The sequence below is a fragment of the Vibrio sp. Isolate30 genome (assembly GCF_022397975.1).
Classification (GTDB): domain Bacteria; phylum Pseudomonadota; class Gammaproteobacteria; order Enterobacterales; family Vibrionaceae; genus Vibrio; species Vibrio fortis.
The window spans coordinates 501575-521077 of the sequence record NZ_JAKEUS010000002.1 but is presented as its reverse complement, the minus strand read 5'-3'; the positions used below and the strand labels follow the sequence as shown (position 1 = coordinate 521077).

The 19503-nt window shown below is 42.9% G+C and carries 14 protein-coding genes; 2 read left to right on the top strand and 12 right to left on the bottom strand.

The features are described 5' to 3' along the window. Positions 1 to 418: 418 nt before the first annotated feature. The 4 genes from L1D60_RS09350 to matP form a co-directional block, all read right to left on the bottom strand. Positions 419 to 1639: a hypothetical protein gene (locus L1D60_RS09350; protein WP_239840834.1), complete on the bottom strand. Its 1221-nt coding sequence runs from the start codon at positions 1637 to 1639 to the stop codon at positions 419 to 421. A gap of 158 nt (positions 1640 to 1797) precedes the next feature. Continuing rightward, on the bottom strand, positions 1798 to 2106 hold the full coding sequence (locus L1D60_RS09345; RefSeq protein ID WP_239840833.1) for a hypothetical protein: 309 nt from the start codon (positions 2104 to 2106) through the stop codon (positions 1798 to 1800). A gap of 98 nt (positions 2107 to 2204) precedes the next feature. Continuing rightward, positions 2205 to 2513 (bottom strand): DUF3634 family protein, encoded by a 309-nt coding sequence (locus L1D60_RS09340; RefSeq protein ID WP_239840832.1) that lies wholly within the window; start codon positions 2511 to 2513, stop codon positions 2205 to 2207. An 18-nt stretch (positions 2514 to 2531) separates the two neighbouring features. Next, positions 2532 to 2987 (bottom strand): macrodomain Ter protein MatP, encoded by a 456-nt coding sequence (gene matP / locus L1D60_RS09335; protein WP_239840831.1) that lies wholly within the window; start codon positions 2985 to 2987, stop codon positions 2532 to 2534. Positions 2988 to 3176: 189 nt separating this feature from the next. Here matP and L1D60_RS09330 point away from each other — a divergent pair, with 189 nt between their 5' ends. Together L1D60_RS09330 and fabA are read left to right on the top strand one after the other, a co-directional pair. Further along, positions 3177 to 4826 carry a Lon protease family protein gene (locus L1D60_RS09330; protein WP_239840830.1) on the top strand — a complete coding sequence of 550 codons (1650 nt, stop codon included), beginning with the start codon at positions 3177 to 3179 and terminating at the stop codon, positions 4824 to 4826. Positions 4827 to 4897: 71 nt separating this feature from the next. After that, positions 4898 to 5413: a bifunctional 3-hydroxydecanoyl-ACP dehydratase/trans-2-decenoyl-ACP isomerase gene (fabA, locus tag L1D60_RS09325; protein ID WP_032549106.1), complete on the top strand. Its 516-nt coding sequence runs from the start codon at positions 4898 to 4900 to the stop codon at positions 5411 to 5413. Positions 5414 to 5597: 184 nt separating this feature from the next. Here the strand turns inward: fabA and rmf are convergent, their stop codons facing one another. The 8 genes from rmf to L1D60_RS09285 all read right to left on the bottom strand — a co-directional run bounded on the left by rmf (position 5598) and on the right by L1D60_RS09285 (position 19353). Continuing rightward, positions 5598 to 5771 carry a ribosome modulation factor gene (gene rmf / locus L1D60_RS09320; RefSeq protein WP_084181794.1) on the bottom strand — a complete coding sequence of 58 codons (174 nt, stop codon included), beginning with the start codon at positions 5769 to 5771 and terminating at the stop codon, positions 5598 to 5600. A 160-nt stretch (positions 5772 to 5931) separates the two neighbouring features. Beyond that, positions 5932 to 7695: a DUF3466 family protein gene (locus tag L1D60_RS09315; protein ID WP_239840829.1), complete on the bottom strand. Its 1764-nt coding sequence runs from the start codon at positions 7693 to 7695 to the stop codon at positions 5932 to 5934. Between the two features lie 9 nt (positions 7696 to 7704). Further along, on the bottom strand, positions 7705 to 9621 hold the full coding sequence (locus L1D60_RS09310; protein ID WP_239840828.1) for an ABC transporter ATP-binding protein: 1917 nt from the start codon (positions 9619 to 9621) through the stop codon (positions 7705 to 7707). Further along, positions 9599 to 9859 (bottom strand): glutaredoxin family protein, encoded by a 261-nt coding sequence (locus tag L1D60_RS09305; RefSeq protein WP_345772866.1) that lies wholly within the window; start codon positions 9857 to 9859, stop codon positions 9599 to 9601. The genes L1D60_RS09310 and L1D60_RS09305 overlap by 23 nt, the downstream gene beginning before the upstream one ends. Positions 9860 to 9887: 28 nt before the next feature. Further along, positions 9888 to 12008: a bifunctional 23S rRNA (guanine(2069)-N(7))-methyltransferase RlmK/23S rRNA (guanine(2445)-N(2))-methyltransferase RlmL gene (rlmKL, locus tag L1D60_RS09300; protein WP_239840827.1), complete on the bottom strand. Its 2121-nt coding sequence runs from the start codon at positions 12006 to 12008 to the stop codon at positions 9888 to 9890. A gap of 496 nt (positions 12009 to 12504) precedes the next feature. Further along, positions 12505 to 13056: a cell division protein ZapC gene (locus L1D60_RS09295; protein WP_239840826.1), complete on the bottom strand. Its 552-nt coding sequence runs from the start codon at positions 13054 to 13056 to the stop codon at positions 12505 to 12507. A gap of 187 nt (positions 13057 to 13243) precedes the next feature. Continuing rightward, positions 13244 to 14254 (bottom strand): quinone-dependent dihydroorotate dehydrogenase, encoded by a 1011-nt coding sequence (gene pyrD, locus L1D60_RS09290; RefSeq protein ID WP_239840825.1) that lies wholly within the window; start codon positions 14252 to 14254, stop codon positions 13244 to 13246. Between the two features lie 254 nt (positions 14255 to 14508). Then, positions 14509 to 19353 carry an NAD-glutamate dehydrogenase gene (locus tag L1D60_RS09285; RefSeq protein WP_239840824.1) on the bottom strand — a complete coding sequence of 1615 codons (4845 nt, stop codon included), beginning with the start codon at positions 19351 to 19353 and terminating at the stop codon, positions 14509 to 14511. Positions 19354 to 19503 lie beyond the last annotated feature (150 nt).

The window sequence follows — 19503 nt, the reverse complement described above, 5'->3', positions numbered from 1 at the left end:
AGACCTTGTTGTTACTTCTTAAGTGCTTAGTTCCAATACCGTGCTTGGTTTCTAATGTTCAACAACGACCAGGATGGCGCTATGGTAACCAAGCAAAAAGCCAACGTACGAATGAATACCAATTCTCATAACAACACTTTCATTTGATAATGACTCATCTGGTACCTTTATCTTAGTGTAGATGCAAAAGTTTTGAGTTACAGCGTCACCAAAGCTAACCATTGCCATACATCGGTCAAAGATGAAGCTCTATCATTCTAAATGGTCTGTATTGGAATAGGCGGACAGGAGTTCAGTACAACCCCTTCAGTGATTTTGGAAAGTAAGAGATAGGAAGATTTCAGGCTAAAAGATGACTATCTGTACCGACAATAACTACAAGATATCGTCGGTACAAAACAAAAAAGTGACACGGTCACTAGATACTATTGGTTAACTGACCAGGAACTCGTGATTTCATTTGAGCAATAGCCAAGCCTGACATTTGAACTTGTGAAAACCAGTAAGGACGATGCTTTAGATTAAATAGTTCACTATGATTTAAGGCTTCAAAAATTGAAAACGCATGGGCCTGAGCAAGCGCTGCACCATAAACACTCCTCTCAGAAACATTCACACCATCAACCTCCTCCACTAGCGCTTGTTTAATGTAGGTTGTATTTGGACTCCAATCGATATGTTCAATTAACTTATTAAGGAGTGTCATTTCCATACTGGAGAATACTTTCTCTAAGAAGCTAGTATTTGGTAGCACTTCAGCACAAGCATAGTATTCATTGTGTTTGTCACTGGCTCCACGATAACTCAGCATCGTTTGTACGAGTGCGTCTTCAAATGTTTGAGAGAAATGATTACACACTAGGAACATAGGCAAAATACGCAGTGTGCCCAATAGAATACCGACATCGGGATCTCGTACAGAGGTATCTTGTAGACGTATACGTGTTGCGTTCGCCGTCACCATTAAGTGTTGCCATAGTTTAGGCGCGATATGCTTAGTATTTTCGTCAGACCATTTAAGTAGCGGCTGGCTCATTAAAATAGGATAAAGCAAACGGCTATTATCAATGCCAATCTGACCTACAGCGACTTTCGGATCCAAGATAACTTTAGGCTTACGACCATACTTCTCACAAAACTGCCTATTGGAAACAAAGTCAGTTAAGCTAGACGACAGACTTCGGTTCTCTTCTGCTAAACGGTGAAGTTTGTTGAAATTCAATGAAGGAGAATAAGCAACACTAGCAAAGGCGTTGAAATCCGGAAGCTGGGAGAAAAGTGAGCTTATGAGAGTGCTTTCAAGTTTTTTTTCTAGAAGCACTGAGGCTGTTTCACATACATCTTCTAGAACATAGCGCAATGTATTTTGTTTAGCTGCGATCTTTTCACGTTTAGCGGCAACCCTATCCTGCTCACACATTAACAAGATGCGCTGGTTATTGGTTATACGCTCAGATTCTTTAAAAATCACATCATCACAATAGCGATTTTCTAAGCTAAGTAATGAGTCAACGAGATCCTGATTGAGTTTGTAATTAGGACTTACGAGCCACTTGTTAAAGCGTTCTGCAACATTCGATGATATCTTTCTTGAGAGTTCTACTACTTCAGGTGTGAAATTTTTATTTGCTAACAACAACCTACAAATCCCTTGACCACATTTCATTACCTGGCTGTTATAACAGCCTATCTAAATTATTAGTTCTGTATATTAAATGAAGTCGCATTATTTTTCACGGGATAGTTAACTGTTACTCAATAAATTTAGTTATAGTGCATTAAATCATATCTTTCATGTTAAAAAGCGATCTGTATTCGAATGAACTTTTCGTAACTTTGGTAACGATATTGCTTCTTCGGTACTGCCTTTTTAGCTAGCTTACATAGCTTGGCATCTCCATGGGTTTTAACTCGGTGAACCTTAGTGAATGCTTTGCTATGCCTCATTTCCAACATCAAGTCACAAAATCCATTAAGATCACTGTTCCCTTTAGCATTAAGTGTTTTGATGACTTGTGACTTTATCTTTTTTGCTACTGGGTTTATTAACGCATCATCAGCTATAGAAGCTTGAGAGATAACTAGTAGCATCAATAATTTTTTCATAATACCTCCTTAAGATGAAGGTATTATGCAGAGAAGCGCTAAATCATTTGGATGGATTTAGAATGACAATATGCTAGCAGCTTAGCATTGATAGGAGCTCAAGCTCTCTTAGAGCCTTTCGATTTAAAGCCATTGTGAGGAAAAACGTTACGAATGCGTTGTTGGGTGCTTTTAGGCACCTGCTTCGAAAACTTTAAGTTATAACCTGAGCGCTTTGCATATACCTTAAGCTCTCCATCAAAGCTCTGTTTACGGCCGATCTCTTGTAAATTATGTTTGAAGCTTGGCGGCATATGCCCCTTGAATTGAGCAATCTGTCCTTTTTCAAACGTCACTTTGAGTACAGGCCTATCAATTGCAACGAGCCAGAATACGAGTACTGCCCCGATAAGAATCACATACATCATAACAGCCGCCTTAAATCACTATTTATCGTCAGATAATAACGCGCTCAAATCTTCTTTGAGGCTGGTTACCGTTTTACTTGCTTGTTCACTTCTTGATGCTTCACTGACTAAGTATTCAATTGCATCAGACAGAGTACAGCCTAGCTCGTTTGCTCTTTGTGATAGCTTTTCCCAAACGCGATAATCTAAATCAATCGATTTTTTCTTGGTATGAACTTGTTCAGCATTGAAATGACGCTTACGTTTCGCGCGAATAGCCTGCTTTAGCTTGTTGTCGAGCTCCAAAGACATGTGATCTTCTATCCACTCAAGAACGCCTGTAGGTTGATGTTCTAGCTTCAGCAGATTCTGTACAGCAACATCTGCTTCACTTGAATCAATATGACGGGTAATGGATTCACCTTCCTTCCATTTTTTTACCAGATAGTTCCATTTCCAACCACATTCCAAATTCTCAAGCTGCTGATATTTCATGTCAAATCCCAAACGTTAAACCTAGTGACAGCGTAACCCAAATTACCTAAATAGACAATTGAACAATTAAAAGAATAGACCAAGATCATACTTATATTGCTTGGTTTCTTGCGTTTAAACAGATACTTCTATTAGGCATTGTCGTTTTTCTATATACTCCCAGTCTCTTTACCATATTTAGTAGATTCAATGACTCAAGTAGACTGGCGACATGTAACGCCACAATATGATGAATACACACATCAGTTAGAGCAATACCCTAACCTATCGCCTTTTTCATTTATGCAGATTCAGCATAGATTCCGTGATGCCTTAACTCGCTTTGTACGCTTGTCTAGTCTATCTCGTGTGTTACTTGTCAATGCGCCTGATAATGCCATTTATCGCCAACTCATCATTGAATCGCTCAACCACTCCATTTCTGAAGACAATCACCCTGTAGTCAAAACTGAGTCATTAAATGCAGCAGCGTTATTTGACCAAATTGAATCAAAAGATGGACAAGTGATAGCGACCACACAAGGCTTGCTTTCTAAAGCAGACAATGGATTTCTCATTGTCTCTGCAAATCTCATCCTTGCGAACCCGGGAAGCTGGCTACTACTCAAATCAGCTTTACTCGGTGATGAGATTGAGCCAATCAGAAGTAACCCGGATCACCTATGTGCGCCGCAATCACCTCGCACATATAACATTAAGCTCATTATTGTTGGTGACCGTGGCCAAATGGGTGATCTTGATTATTTGGACAGCGATATCCGTAATGGCTTTTGTCTATTTAGTGAGATTGAACAAGATCTAAAATTAGACCAAGTGAGTCTGGTTGAATATTTAGGCTATCTAAAATGGCTACAACAACGCTATCAGTTACCAGAGCTTAATGTAGAAGCCGTTACAGCCTTACTTTGCGCAGGTGCAAGAGAAGCTGAAGACCAAACTTACACGCCTCTATGCCCTATCTGGCACAACACATTACTGAGCGAAGCAGCAATAGAGTCCAATAACACCGATATCGATAGCGTTCATATTGAACAAGCGCTATCACACAAATATCAACGTGAGTCGTACCTTCCTGAGCGTGCTTTAGATGACATCCTCGATGGACAAGTCATCATCGAAACTCGAGGTGAACAAGTTGGTCAAGTTAATGGTTTAACCGTTATTGATGTCCCTGGACATCCTATCTCTTACGGTGAACCCGCTCGTATTTCCTGTGTGATTCACTTTGGCGATGGTGATATCTCCGATGTAGAGAGAAAAGCTGAACTTGGCGGTAATTTACACGCCAAAGGCATGATGATCATGCAAGCTTTTGTGAGTGCGTCATTGAACCTTGAAGATCCTCTACCATACTCAGCTTCGGTTGTATTCGAACAGTCTTATTGTGAAGTAGATGGCGATAGTGCATCGTTAGCAGAGCTATGTTCATTAGTAAGTGCCCTTTCTGAATATCCGATCAATCAGCAGATTGCTGTAACAGGTGCCGTTGATCAATTCGGCCAAGTACAAGCTGTCGGTGGACTGAATGAAAAGATCGAAGGTTTTTACCATGTATGCAAACATCAGGGTCTCACAGGTGAACAAGGCGTAATCCTACCTCATACAAATTTAAAGCATTTGGCGCTTCAGCCAGATGTAGTCGAAAGCATTAAAAATGGGCAATTTCATATCTGGTCTGTATCGAATGTAGATGAAGCCATTCCTCTTATTATGAACAAACCATTTAGAGACGAAGAGCAAGAAAGCGTTCTCAGCAAAATCGCGGAACGTATTGAAAACTTTGAAAGACATGAACATCCGCCAGGAATTGTGGAACGCATCAAAAACTGGTTTGTCTAGTACTGATCGGACTTGTTTAGCGTACACCTGTTCACTAATATGCACCTATCAAAAATTGGAGTAAATTGATAATGCAAAACAAACGTGATTCTTACACTCGCGAAGAGCTTCTAGCATCAAGCCAAGGCGAACTATGGCCACAAGGCCCTCAACTTCCAGCACCAAACATGTTGATGATGGATCGCATCACTAAGATGTCAGAAACTGAGGGTGATTTTGGTAAAGGTCTAATCCTTGCTGAGTTAGATATTACTCCAGACCTATGGTTCTTTGATTGTCACTTCCCAGGTGACCCTGTAATGCCTGGTTGTCTAGGTCTAGACGCTATGTGGCAACTTGTTGGTTTCTTCCTAGGTTGGGTTGGCGGCGAAGGTAAAGGCCGTGCTCTAGGTGTTGGTGAAGTGAAATTTACTGGTCAAATTCTACCAACAGCGAAAAAAGTAACGTACGAGATCCACATGAAACGCGTTGTAAACCGCAAGCTAGTAATGGGCTTAGCTGATGGTCGCGTTCTTGTAGATGGCAAAGAAATCTACGTAGCAAAAGACCTTAAAGTTGGCCTTTTCCAAGATACGTCTTCTTTCTAAAAGAATTCTAAAGATAAAGCTGCTTATTGCAGCTTTTCTTTTGTGGTAAAATATTTAGTTATAGTGCACTATATGACCAATTGTATGTTGTAACAAAGTAATCAATCCCCTCCACCAGCTTCTAGTTCTATAAAATAACAAGGCCCCGAAATCGGAGCCTTTGAAATCCTTGACATTTGTCCTATTACTTATAGAGACCTGCTTGTTTGTCATCTTTGGCATCACGCCAACCACCTAACCAATACGACCGAGAATCCATTTGGCTATATGGGCAAGCTTCTTGCGACCTTCCATTTAAACCAGCCTTGTAGCCTTGGGATTGTGCTCGTTCTAGGCGATCACGCTTTTGTCTCTTCATAGTGCAGTCCTCATACGGGTGTCCATTTCTAAACATATAATGATTACAACATCGTGGAGTTTTTGTAACTCCAACTTTAAGAATTAACCAAGATCCTACTTTTCTCAAGACGAAAAAAAGCCCAAGTTCAGAATTGTGAACTTGGGCTCAAGAGCTAAAATTATTTAAATTTTCTGCGGAACCCGAGGAAACCAAGCAGTGTCAAAGCGAAAACACCGAGGCCAGCACCTTGACGTTCAACATTTTGAGAGTCGGTACCACGAGCTTGAATATCATCCGTTGTTGCACCAGAGATTGGAACTAGCTTAACCGCTACGACTTCCTCTACAGCATCTGATGAAGCGTTTCCACAGTAAGAGTTGTGTGAGGTAGTATCATACTGTTGAGGTACACCACTAACTGTACACTTGATTGCAGTTGCAGAGATCACACCAGCATCATTAATATCTGATGCATCGATAATACGGAAGAAGTTATTTTGTGCTGAGAAATCTTGCCCATCTGCATTGGCACCATTCGTAAGATCGTCTAACCACCAAGCCTTACTATCAAATAATGCAATTCTTGAAGCATCAGTACCATCTGCTTGATACGGATAAATGAAGCCGCGATGACGACGTTCACTACCATCTACTTCACGAGTTGTGTCAGCATCAACTTGACCTACAAATTCATTGTACTTATTAACCGACTTAGCTTCGCTTCCTGCACCGGTAAAGAAAATGCCACCAGTTAAAAACGTAGCGGTAGGAGTTGCATTTGAGGCATTTTCTACGACAAATGCTTTGTTCGCTGCACTACCATTTTCTGGTACATAACCATTACGCTTAGCATGTCCAACCGCAAATAGGTTCTTATTGATATCAGACACAACTGAGTTACTAAATATAGCATCATCACTCGATGAGCCTGACTTAACTTCAGCTCCAGACACCGATGTTGTTGTCCAAGTTACAGCAGAAAGATCGATTGACGTTGAGAAATCTAGATCATTACTTACAAAAACACTTGCGTTTAAATCTTGAAGATCGCCGCTCCCATCAACGGAATCATACCCAACACCGTAAAGCTTGTTACCAACCTCAACTAAACCACGCATACTACCCTGAGCAAAGTAATCACCGGTTTGTGATGGGTAACTATCGTTGTTACTCCATGGAATTTGATTATTGCTCGAAGCATTCCATAGCGCAGCCTTGGAGCTAAAAGTAGTACTTGATGTACTTGTGCCTGCACCTTTTTCAGAAATACTACCAAAGTTCAATATAGTACCTTCTGAAAGAGTTAATGCTCCCCAAGCTCGCGACTCAGAGTCTGATGTCAACGCAACAGTCGTGATGGCTTTATTTCGAACACTATCATCACCGTTGCTGTCACCTTCAGAAGCAACGCCAAGGGGCTGAGCTGTAGTATCTAAAGCGTTGATCACTGAATTGTATTGATTAATACTTGACGCTGCACCCTCAATAAACGCTTGTGCATTGACCTTAGTTAGGTCATTGATTTCCTTACTCCAAGTATTCCAACGTTGTACCGCCCAACTTTCACAAGTTGAGTATCTCAATTCACGATAACAGTAGTTCTCAAAGTCATTAAACTCTTGGATATACTGAAACGCAGCATCCATTGCAAAAGGAACTTCTTCTCGATAGCTAACGCCTTCTACGGTATTACGCGTTTCACCGGCTAGCTTAAACGAATCTGTCGCACAGTTTGTCGCGTTAGAGTCAAAGCAGCCCATAGTAAGTTCCGTAGCACCGTTCATCGCACTACCAGGTTGAATAGCAACACCGAATGTTTCAGTTGCGTCTGTAATCGCTGCAGGCTTCTCTACCTCAACGACTTGGTATAAGGCAGCGTTAGCGTTGGTTGCAGCCAATACTAGGGCTGCAATTGTCGTTAACTTAAAATTCGTACTACTCATTATTACTTCTTAACTTTCCTGTTGTAGTGCCTCGAGCTCTTCCCAACGCTCAAAAGCAACTTCTAGCTCCTGCTCTGCAGCAGAAAGCTTATCTAAAACTGGTTGTGTCTGCTCTACAGGATTTGAAAAGAAGTTCGGTTCATTCACTTCTTCCTGAAGAGTTTCAATTTGGGCTTCCAATTCCTCTAAACGCATAGGTAACGCTTCAAGCTCTCGCTGTAGCTTATACGATAACTTCTTAGGTTTAGCCTTAGCTGGCGCAGTTTTGGGAGTTTCCTCAACTACTTTTGCTTTCTTTGATGGCTTTTCAACCTGACGTGACTGAAGAACTTGAGATCGTTGTTGTTGAGCATCGTGATAGCCACCCACAAATTCTTCAATAACGCCGTTACCTTCGAAGATCCAGCTCGTCATGACCGTGTTATCCACAAACTGACGGTCGTGGCTCACTAAAAGAAGCGTCCCCTGATAGTTGGCAAGCAAATCCTCTAAAAGTTCCAAAGTTTCGATATCTAAATCGTTAGTTGGTTCATCGAGAATCAACAAGTTGTTCGATTTGAGGAAAATGCGAGCAAGTAGTAATCGGTTTTTCTCACCACCAGACAAAGCTTTAACCGGCGTACGCGCACGCTTAGGCGAGAACAGGAAGTCTTGAAGATAGCTTAATGCGTGACGCTCACGACCGCCAACCATAACTTCTTGCTTACCGTCAGCTAGGTTATCAATCACCGACTTCTCTGGGTCTAGAATCTCACGGTATTGGTCAAAGTAAGCTACTTCAAGTTTAGTACCGCAATGTAAGCGACCTGAGTCCGGCTTAAGTTGATCCAATAGCAGCTTCAGAACTGTACTCTTACCACAGCCATTTGGTCCAATAAGAGCGATACGGTCACCGCGCATGATATTGAAACTAAAGTCTTTAACAATGTCTTTGCCTTCAAAGCCAAAGTTAAGGTTCTCTGCTTCGAATACAATCTTGCCAGAACGCTGTGCATCATCGATTTGAATAACCGCTTTACCCTGCACTTCACGGCGATTCTTGCGCTCTTCACGGAGCTTTTTAAGTGCACGTACGCGCCCTTCGTTACGAGTACGACGAGCCTTGATCCCTTGACGAATCCATACTTCTTCTTGAGCAAGCTTTTTATCGAACTCCGCGTTTTGCATCTCTTCAACGCGAAGCGCTTCTTCTTTCTCCACAAGGTAGTTGTCATAATCACCAGGGAACGAACTTAACTGGCCGCGATCAAGATCAACGATACGCGTCGCCATTGACTTGATGAATGCACGGTCGTGAGAGATAAAGATGATAGAACCACGGAAGTCTTTTAAGAAACCTTCTAGCCACTCAATCGTTGTTACGTCTAGGTGGTTAGTCGGCTCATCAAGAAGTAGTACATCAGGGTCACATACAAGCGCACGAGCCAAAGCCGCTTTACGCTGCCAGCCACCTGACAAATCGGTTAACTTAGTGTTTGGAGAAAGTTTAAGAGCACCAAGAACGTTATTCACTCGATCATCAAAGCGCCATGCATTCGCATGATCCAGCTCTTCTTGAACTCGAGCTAAACGGTTAATGTTCTTCTCACTTGGATCTTCCGCGATAAGATCCAATAGATCGTGGTAGATCTTTAGCTTCTTACCTATTTCCGCTAAGCCACCAGACACATACTCATAAACAGTACCCTCTTCATTACGTGGTGGATCTTGCTCTAGACGCGATACAACGACATCTTGTGTCACTTGCATCTTACCGTCATCCATAATGATCTCACCGGCAAGAACCTTCATTAAGGTCGACTTACCCGCGCCATTACGGCCTACTAAACAAACTCGTTCGTTTTCTTGCAGAGCGAAATCTGCGCGATCTAATAATGGGTGATCACCAAATGCCAGCTGACCATTATGAATTGTAAGTAATGCCATTCTTTCTTAACCAATCGTTTAATTCTAACAAGCCAAATGGCCAGTTGAGTTCTGAGCAAATTTCTTGGTCAGAACTTTCAAATTTTAGCACCGGAATAGTGACCCCGTAACGGGAAAATAGCGCATCGTCGAATGCAATATCAACAACTTGCACATGTTGGCTAATGTTTAACTGTTCCGTAAGTTCAAATGCCATCTCACACAGATGGCACCCTTCAGTACTGTATAGTGTCAGCACTTATCTGTCCTTATTCGTGCACTATCCGTTACTTATGAGTAATAACCCAGCAGTTATGGATATGCTTATTGCGAGCGAAATCTAGTGGCAGTGTTTTACCAGAGATGTTCTGAGCTTTAAGCCCTAGCGCCTCTAAGCCTTCTAGATCCATTTTGAAGTGACGCTTGTTGTTTGAGAACACAATTGTACCTTCTTCACGCAGGATACGTTTCAGGTTCTCCATTAACTGAATATGGTCACGTTGTACGTCAAATGTCTGTTCCATACGCTTAGAGTTAGAGAATGTCGGTGGATCGATAAAGATAAGATCGTAGTTACCGTTCTCTTTCGCTAGCCACTGTAGGCAGTCAGCTTGAACAAATTGATGCTGGCGACCTACTCGGCCGTTAAGCTCCATGTTCTCTTTCGCCCACTCTAAGTAGGTGTTAGACATGTCAACCGTCTTCGTCGTACGAGCACCACCTACTGCAGCATGAACCGTTGCAGAACCCGTGTAAGCAAACAGGTTCAAGAAATCTTTTCCTGCCGCCATTTCACCGATACGACGACGTGTTAGTTTGTGATCCAAGAAAAGACCAGTATCTAAGTAGTCGTGAAGGTTGACGATAAGCTTCACACCGTATTCATTCACTTCTAAGTTTGACGAATCTTGAGATAGCTTTTGATACTGAGAAGAGCCCTTTTGCTTCTGACGAACTTTAAGCACCACATTGTTTGCTTCTACGCCAGTCACTTGAATCGCAGCACGGATGATGTCCGTTAGGCGACGTTTCGCTTTCTCTTCTGGAACATTCTTAGGCGCTGCGTATTCCTGAATGACTAAATGACCTGGGTATACATCAATCGCCACATTATATTCAGGAAGGTCTGCGTCGTAGATACGGTAACAATCAAGCTGTTCTTTCTTGGCCCATTTACCAATCTTGCCAATGTTCTTTTTCAAACGGTTAGCAAAGTCTGGGGCAATTTGCTGTTCTTGCTGCTCAGAAGGACGTTCTGACATTGGACGATCAGAGATTGAGTAATTCTTTTGGTGACACGGTAACGCACCATTGTTCAATTTGAACTGTTTATCAGCACGCATGCGAAGGCAACTTAGTAGCTCATCTGAACTAGAGAAGATTGACGCGTTACAGCCACCAAACTCTGATTTCAGTTGAGCGCCGAATGCTGTATAAAGTGCGATTAGGCCTGGTTCTGTGCCAAGACGTTCTCCATAAGGTGGGTTGGATACAATAACACCATTATCAAACTCTGCAGGACGCTTCACTAGTGCTGCATCACCTAGCTCAAACTCAATCAAATCTTCAACGCCAGCGCGACGCGCATTATCACGAGCTGTTTTCAGTACACGGGCATCATTGTCGTAACCATAGAACTTACACTCTACCTTTTTTAGACCTCGACGAGCTTGAACATTCGCTTCTGATTTGATTTCCGCCCATAGCTCAGCATCAAAGTCTTCAAGAGCTTGAAAGCCCCACTTCTGACGTTTAACGCCTGGTGCCATGTTTGCCGCCATCATTGCCGCTTCAATGACTAACGTACCCGAACCACACATTGGATCTAAGAATGGTTTTGTCGCATCCCAACCACTACGTAGCAGGATCGCGGCAGCTAGTGTTTCACGTAAAGGTGCGCGACCAGATTCTGGACGATAGCCACGTTGGTGAAGACCGCTGCCGACCATATCAACACCCAAGATCGCTTTATCACGATGCAGACGAACGTGAATGCGGATATCTGGATTTTCTTTGCTGATATTCGGACGAGGTAGAGATTTCTTTTCAAAGCAATCAACAACCGCATCTTTAACCTTCATCGCACCATATTGGCTATTGCGAATCTCGCGGTTTGTACCGTTAAAATCCACCACAAAACGCTTAGAGCTATGGAATTGATTTACCCAGTTTACCGCAGTCGTAGAAAGGTACAGGTCCATGTCGTCTTGACAGGTGAACTCAGAAAGCACACGTACAAATCTTGAAGCCAAGCGACTCCACAAACAACAACGATAAATCTGCTCATTCGTCGCTTTGAATTTAACACCTGCCTGAACAGGTTTTGCGTTTGTAATCCCTAGTTGGGTTAGTTCTTCAACTAATAAATTCTCAAGGCCGTTTGAGGTAACCGCTAGATATTGATTCATAGTGTTCTTTTATTGATAAAAATGAGCTCGATTATACCTTATTTGAGTCAATAAGCGTCACTCTAAACACATCTTTTCATTGATTCTACCTCCTAATTGCTCAGCAATTGCTCGTAAAGCTAAGCACTCGCTAACTCGCAAGAGCAATCTGTGCCGAACGTTCAAAAAACAACCCAAAAGAAAAGTTTATGCAGCGAATATTCAATCCATCATAAGGTTTTGAATTTTTATTCCCCTAGAAATTGGTATATACCAATAACGATTACCCAGTGAAATTGAGTTACAAAATAACTTAAACAGGGAACTTTACACCCCTATTTAGGGAAAATGCCCCAGAGGCATGTTGAAATTAAGTTGAAAAAACAGGCTTTGGTTGTGCAAAAAAGCAGCTCATAGACAAATTATCTATGAGTGGTTTGATGGGAACTGTGAATTTTGGGTATAAAAAAATCGACCCTAAGGCCGATTTTCTTGAGTGTGAGAGTGTTATTTTTGACTAACCTACCATCGCTATATGACGGTGGTGATGCAATATAGCGTTTGCGTCCACCATTCTATCGTGCATCACTTTGATGGAATCACCAAATTGAAGCGCTTTTGATGAGGTCAAGTTGAACTCGTCAAGGTCTACCGAGGCGCACAAGCTCGCGTTCTCTCCAACCTCTAGCACAATAAAGTAACCCAAACTGTACTGATTGTTCATTCGAACGATATCACCCTCTTCTGGGCATTCATGGCCTTGAATCTGTGATTCAAAAAACCAACTTTTCGGCTGAACGGGTTTATGAAAGCGCTTGGCAGCGACGCAGTAAAGCGCAAGCTCTGCTTGACGAGGTTCAGATAGGTCTAATCCGGAGATCTGTTCTTTGAAGGTCTGATAAGAAGAAGCGTCGTCAACCGTGAATTCATTCTCTTTGAATGCACAATCCACCAGCTTATTGCGGACGAGGTTAGTCTTGAAAATCATATCCTCTCCGAGGTTTAGCATTAATGAACATTGCTGTTCATCGTAGTACCAACTCCATGTATCACTAGGTTTAAGCATCATTTCGTCTCACACTGTTGAAGCATTCCATTAGGTAAAACGCAAAATTACCCTTCAATGCAGTAATTTTACTGAGCAATAGGCAAAAAAAAAGAGGAAATGAAATTCCTCTTTTCTCTAAAACTCAGCGAGTTACAGTGTATCTTTTAGTGATACGTATCAAGTTTTGTTTTTATGAGCATTATTACGATTATAAATTCTTAACAATATCACTCACAAGGCTCGGGCCTTTGTAGATAAAGCCAGAGTAAACTTGAACAAGCTTAGCGCCCGCCATCATTTTCTCTTTTGCTGCAACATAAGAATCAACGCCACCTACCCCAATGATAGGAAGCTTATCACCTAGTTCTTCATGAAGCTTGCGTACAACTTCAGTGCTGCGAGACTGAACAGGACGACCGCTCAAGCCACCCGCTTCATCAGCATGCTTCATGCCTTCAACGATTGAGCGATCCAGTGTTGTGTTGGTCGCGATCACGCCGTCGATCTTATTTTTGATCAACGATTCGCAAATCTGGCTAATTTCATCATCACTCAGATCCGGTGCGATCTTAAGTGCAAGTGGGACATACTTACCGTGTTTTTGCTCTAGTTCTGATTGCTTAGTTTTTAGCTCAGCTAGAAGCTCATCCAGCGCTTCACCATATTGAAGAGAGCGAAGTCCCGGTGTATTTGGTGAGGAGATGTTTACAGCAATGTAGCCAGCGTACTGATAAACCTTTTCCATACAGATTAGGTAATCTTCAGCGCCCTTCTCAATCGGTGTGTCTTTGTTCTTACCAATGTTGATACCAAGAATGCCATCGTAGTTAGCTCTCTTAACGTTCTCGACTAGGTTATCTACACCCAGGTTATTGAAACCCATACGGTTGATAATACCTTCCGCTTCTACAAGACGGAAAAGACGAGGTTTGTCATTACCCGCTTGAGGGCGAGGAGTAACAGTACCTACTTCAACAAAGCCAAAGCCCATTGCGCCGAATGCATCAATACACTCACCGTTCTTATCTAAACCAGCTGCAAGACCAACTGGGTTTTTGAACGTTAGCCCCATCACCTCTACAGGTCGATGCGGTAGCTGTTGACGGTAAAGCAGATCGACAGGAGTGCCAGTGAAACGCTTGAAGTTTTGAATTGCAAGATCATGTGCCTTTTCGGCATCAAGTTGGAAAAAGCCAGTTCTGGCTAGACGGTAAAGCATTGTGCCTCCGATAGAAAAAAGCCCCGTGTAAACGGGGCGATATTATTTACTTATTTACCCAACAATTCAATCTATTACTACAAGTAAGGGTAAGATAATTCGAATTCTTAACGAAGTGTATCATGAATTAAGCAAACGTTATCGTCTATCTGCTTGGAACATAAACTAATTAACAAGATTGACCTATTTCGACACAAAAAAATGGCAGCCCCACTCGGCTGCCATTTCGTATCGATATTGACGCTATCTAAACCTTATTGGTCTTTCGACATACAATTTAGATTAAGAAGCATAAGTTCACGTAGTGCTACTGAGAACTTAGCAAATTCATGAACTGAGCCAACTTTAAACTCATTCAGAATACTTTCCCAGCGATGCAGTGATACAGCATTGCTTTCCATCCAGTCGTCCAGGGCTTTGATAACATCCAAGTCTGATGCACAGCCACAAGTTAAAACCTGACCAGTTAGTTGACGCTGCTGCCAATCCAGATCTTCGCGGAATGCCGCACGAGCCAGTGCTTGCCAGTTGTTATCTACTGCTTGGCTGTTGATCTGTTTCAAGAACCAGTGCAGCGACAAACGATCACCAAGGTTAAAGTACAACTTCGAAGCTTGCTCAACCGTTTTACCCGTTTCGCGAGCTACTGTGGATATATCCAGTGCTGAGTATAGGCTAGACAGACGCGCTACCGAGTTCGCAAGTTCTTCTTCAACACCTTGTTCAATCCAAACCTTAGCAACAGAGTTATGCTCTTCTACCTCTGCAGCCACTAGAGTTTCATCCAGAACCTTCGTAATTGCATTTACATCTTCGCGGTAGAGCTCAATCAATGCTGTCACAGACTGTTTGCCTGGGCGATTTCTTAATAACCAGCGGCTAATACGACGCATCGCTCGACGTACATTGAAGATTAGATCGTATTGAGCATCAGACGAGGCAACGTTATCTAGCGCACGAATACGCTTAAGTACATCACCAAAGCCGTAGATCTCGCGTGATGCAGTGTAAGCATTCGCGATGTCAACGATGTCTGCGCCCGTCTCTTCTTGTAAACGAGTCACGAAGTTACAACCCATTTCGTTAACCATTTGGTTAGCTAGTGCTGTTGCAATGATCTCAGCACGTAGAGGATGGTTATCCATGTGCTGTACATAGTTACGGCGTAACTCTGTTGGGAAGTACTGGATCAGTTGCTGAGCATGGAACTCATCGTTCGCAATCTCATCACAAACAAGATCTTCTTTCAGTACCATCTTCGCATACGCAATCAGAACTGATAGCTCTGGACGCGTTAGTGCATTGCCCTGCTTCTCACGCTCAAGTAGTGTCTCATCATCTGGGATGTACTCTAGACCACGATCGAGGTAACCCGCTTTCTCCATAGTGTGAATAAAGCGAATCTGCTCTTTCACTAGGCTTACACCTTGGTGCTCGGTTACAGAGATAGATTCAGCTTGGCAGTATGCGTCATCAAGTACAATCTCGCCGACTTCGTCTTCCATCGACTCAAGTACTTGGTTACGTTGCTTAACCGTTAGATCGCCGTTTGATACTAGGCCGTTCAGGAAGATCTTAATGTTTACTTCGTTATCCGAACAGTCAACACCACCAACGTTATCAACAAAGTCAGTATTTACACGACCACCAGCTAGACCATATTCGATACGACCCAGTTGTGTCATACCTAAGTTACCACCTTCACCAACAACTTTTGCTTGTAGGTCACAACCATCGATACGTAATACATCGTTTGCGCGGTCACCAACATCAGTGTGAGTCTCATTTGAAGACTTCACATAAGTACCGATACCACCGTTCCAAAGTAGATCGACCTTCATAGATAGGATCATCTTGATCAAATCATTTGGTGCTAGCGATGCTTTCTTGGTGCCAAGCATCTTTTGGATTTCAGGTGTAAGAGTGATTGACTTGGAACGGCGCGAGAAAATACCACCACCCTTAGAAATCAAATCTTTATTATAATCTTCCCAGCTAGAACGAGGCAGATTGAACAGGCGATTACGCTCTTCCCAGCTGCTAGCAGATTCTGGATTCGGGTCGATGAAGATGTGCATGTGGTTAAACGCAGCTTGCAGACGAATGTGCTTAGATAGCAGCATACCGTTACCAAATACGTCACCCGCCATATCACCCACACCAATTGCTGTGAAGTCTGTGGTTTGACAGTCGATGCCCATTTCACGGAAGTGACGCTTAACCGATTCCCAACCGCCTTTCGCGGTGATACCCATCGCTTTGTGGTCATAACCATTAGAACCACCAGAAGCAAATGCATCGCCTAGCCAGAAGTTGTATTCAGCAGATACTGAGTTTGCGAGATCCGAGAATGTCGCAGTACCTTTATCCGCTGCTACAACTAAGTACGGATCATCTTCGTCATGACGAACAACATTCTTAGGTGGGATAACTTCACCTTCAATGATGTTATCGGATACATCCAGTAGTGCACGAATGAAACGTTTGTAACAGCGTTGACCTTCAGCAAAGATCTCATCGCGGCCAGTCATCGTGTGCTGACGCTTACATACGAAACCACCTTTCGCGCCAACTGGAACGATTACGGTGTTCTTAACTTGTTGCGCTTTAACTAGGCCAAGAATCTCTGTACGGAAATCTTCTTGACGATCTGACCAACGAAGACCACCACGAGCCACCTTGCCACCACGTAGGTGAACACCTTCAATGTCTGGTGCGTAAACGAAGATCTCAAATGCCGGTACTGGTGCCGGGATATCAGGGATCTCGCTTGGCTTCATCTTAAGTGCTAGCCATGGTTTTGCTTGCTTGTTCTCGTCTACTTGGTAGTAGTTAGTACGAAGCGTTGCACTGATCATTTCCATGTAGCGACGAATGATACGATCGTCATCCAAGCTCTCTACATGATCTAACTGCTCAGTGATTGTGTTGATAAGATCTTGTTGACCTTTCGCGCTGCCCTTGTGTTTAGGATCAAAACGCTTAGCAAACAGCTTAACCAGACCTTTTGCCAGTTCAGGGTAATGCGACAGAGTTTCTTCAATGTACTGCTGACTGAATGGGAAGCCAACCTGACGCATGTAACGAGCATATGCACGCAGGATTGAGATTTCACGACCTGATAGACCCGCACCCAGTACTAGACGGTTAAAGCCATCACTTTCTAGCTCACCCGCCCAAATGGCAGCGAACGCTTGTTGGAAAAGATCACGCGCTTCACGAAGATCAATGGTCTCTTCGCTCTTATGTAGCATTGAGAAATCAAGGATCCAGTAAGTAACACCGTTAGTCTTACGAACTTCATAAGGAGATTCACCAATGACTCGAAGACCTAGGTTTTCCAACATAGGCATAACGTCTGAAAGGTGAATTGGCTCATCACTGTGGTAGAAAAGCTTTAGTCGAACTGCTTTCGAGTCCGCAGCCTCTTCTTGTGGACGGTAGAACAACATGCCCAGTTTGTTTTCTTCAGTCAGAGCTTCCAAGCGCTCAATGTCTGCAACCGCAGAACCAGGCATCATGTCTTCTTTGTATGAACGTGGGAATGCGCGCATGTACTCTTTCGACAGAGGAAGTCCTTTGCTCTCACCAAAGTTCGCAATGATTGACTCCGATAGGCGGTCATCCCAAGTCGATGATACTTCCATTAAATTCTGCTCGATTGTCTTAACGTCAACGTCCATGTTGTTATTATCAACACGAACAATGTAATGCGTTCTAGCCAGTGGGCTTTCAGAGAAATAAGTCGTGAACTCCACTTCTTGCTCACAGCCAAAGTACTGCTTAAGAATACGTTGAGTTTGACGACGTAATTCAGTGTTGTATCTGTCTTTAGTCACATACACCATACAGCTGAAGAAACGGCCAAACGGGTCTTTACGAACAAACAGACGCAGCAGATCGCGATCTTGCATCTGTACTACACCCGTGCCTACTTCTAACAGTTCTTCTTCACGAGCCTGAAGAAGTTCGTCGCGTGGGTAGTTTTCAAGAATATTGTGCAGAGCCTTGTAAGAGTATGAACCTTCACGGTAACCACTTGCTTCCAGAATACGCTCTACCTTCTCGCGCACGAGTGGGATCGTTTCTACTGTGTGGTTATAAACTGCAGATGTGTATAGACCTGTGAAACGATGCTCACCGATCACTTTACCATTCTCATCAAACTTCTTAATGCCGATGTAATCGGTATATGCCGGACGGTGGATGCGTGACGCTGTATTACCTTTCGTTAAAATAAGAACATAAGGCTTCTTCGCTTCTAGTCTTGCTGAATCAGAGAATTCAGACAGTTTTACATCACGAACACGATTTGAGTTCGCGAATAAACCAAGGCCTTGCTCTTCCGTTGGTTTTAAAACTGTATCACCATCAACAGATACTAAGTCGTACTCTTTATACCCCATGAAAGTGAAGTTGTGCTCACCTAGCCAACGCAAAAACGCAACCGTCTCTTCGAAACGTTTTTCGTCAACTGGAATAGAATCTTTTTGCGCTTCAACTTGGTCTGTGACGGTTTGTAGTCGCTCAACCATTTTCATCCAGTCGTTAACAACCAGACCAGTATCGCGGAAGATCGCCAGTAACTCTTCCTTAAGTTGAGTCATCTCAGCTTTACTGCTTAAACGGTCAACCTCAATGTGGAATAGCGACTGGAAAACACCTTCGTTAGCGCTAACACCGACGACACCGCCTTTGTCTGAACGAAGAATTTGAGTTGGGTTGTGGAGCATTAAGTGAGAAGAGAGATCAAGGCGTGTTAGTGCCATTTTTACCGAGTCGACAAGAAATGGGCTATCTGGCACCACTATTTCAACAATCGTATGCGTTGATTGCCAACCCTGACGACTTACCGTCGGGTTGAATACTCGCACAGAGATATCGTCGGCTTTCTTCTCATTGATGTGATGCCATAAGCTAACTACAGCACCATATAAATCGGATTCGTTTCTCTGGATTAGGTCGTCGTGAGAAACATTACTAAACATGTGTTGAGCAAGTTGAGTTACTAGAGGTCGATGAGCAAGGTCTAGTTTGTCTTGAATCAGTTTGTACACTTTTTCAAGCAAAACTGGAACCACAGTTTCACGTGCGGTCATAGTCACACTCCACAATTAGAATTGTATTTTATTATTAGGGGGATCACTCAGCTCACTCAAAAACAGGGCCCTAAACCTCTGGTTTCACAAGCGAGTTAAGCAAAGGTAATGCATCCATTTATTGTAAAAGCATTATTGAAAAATAGTTAA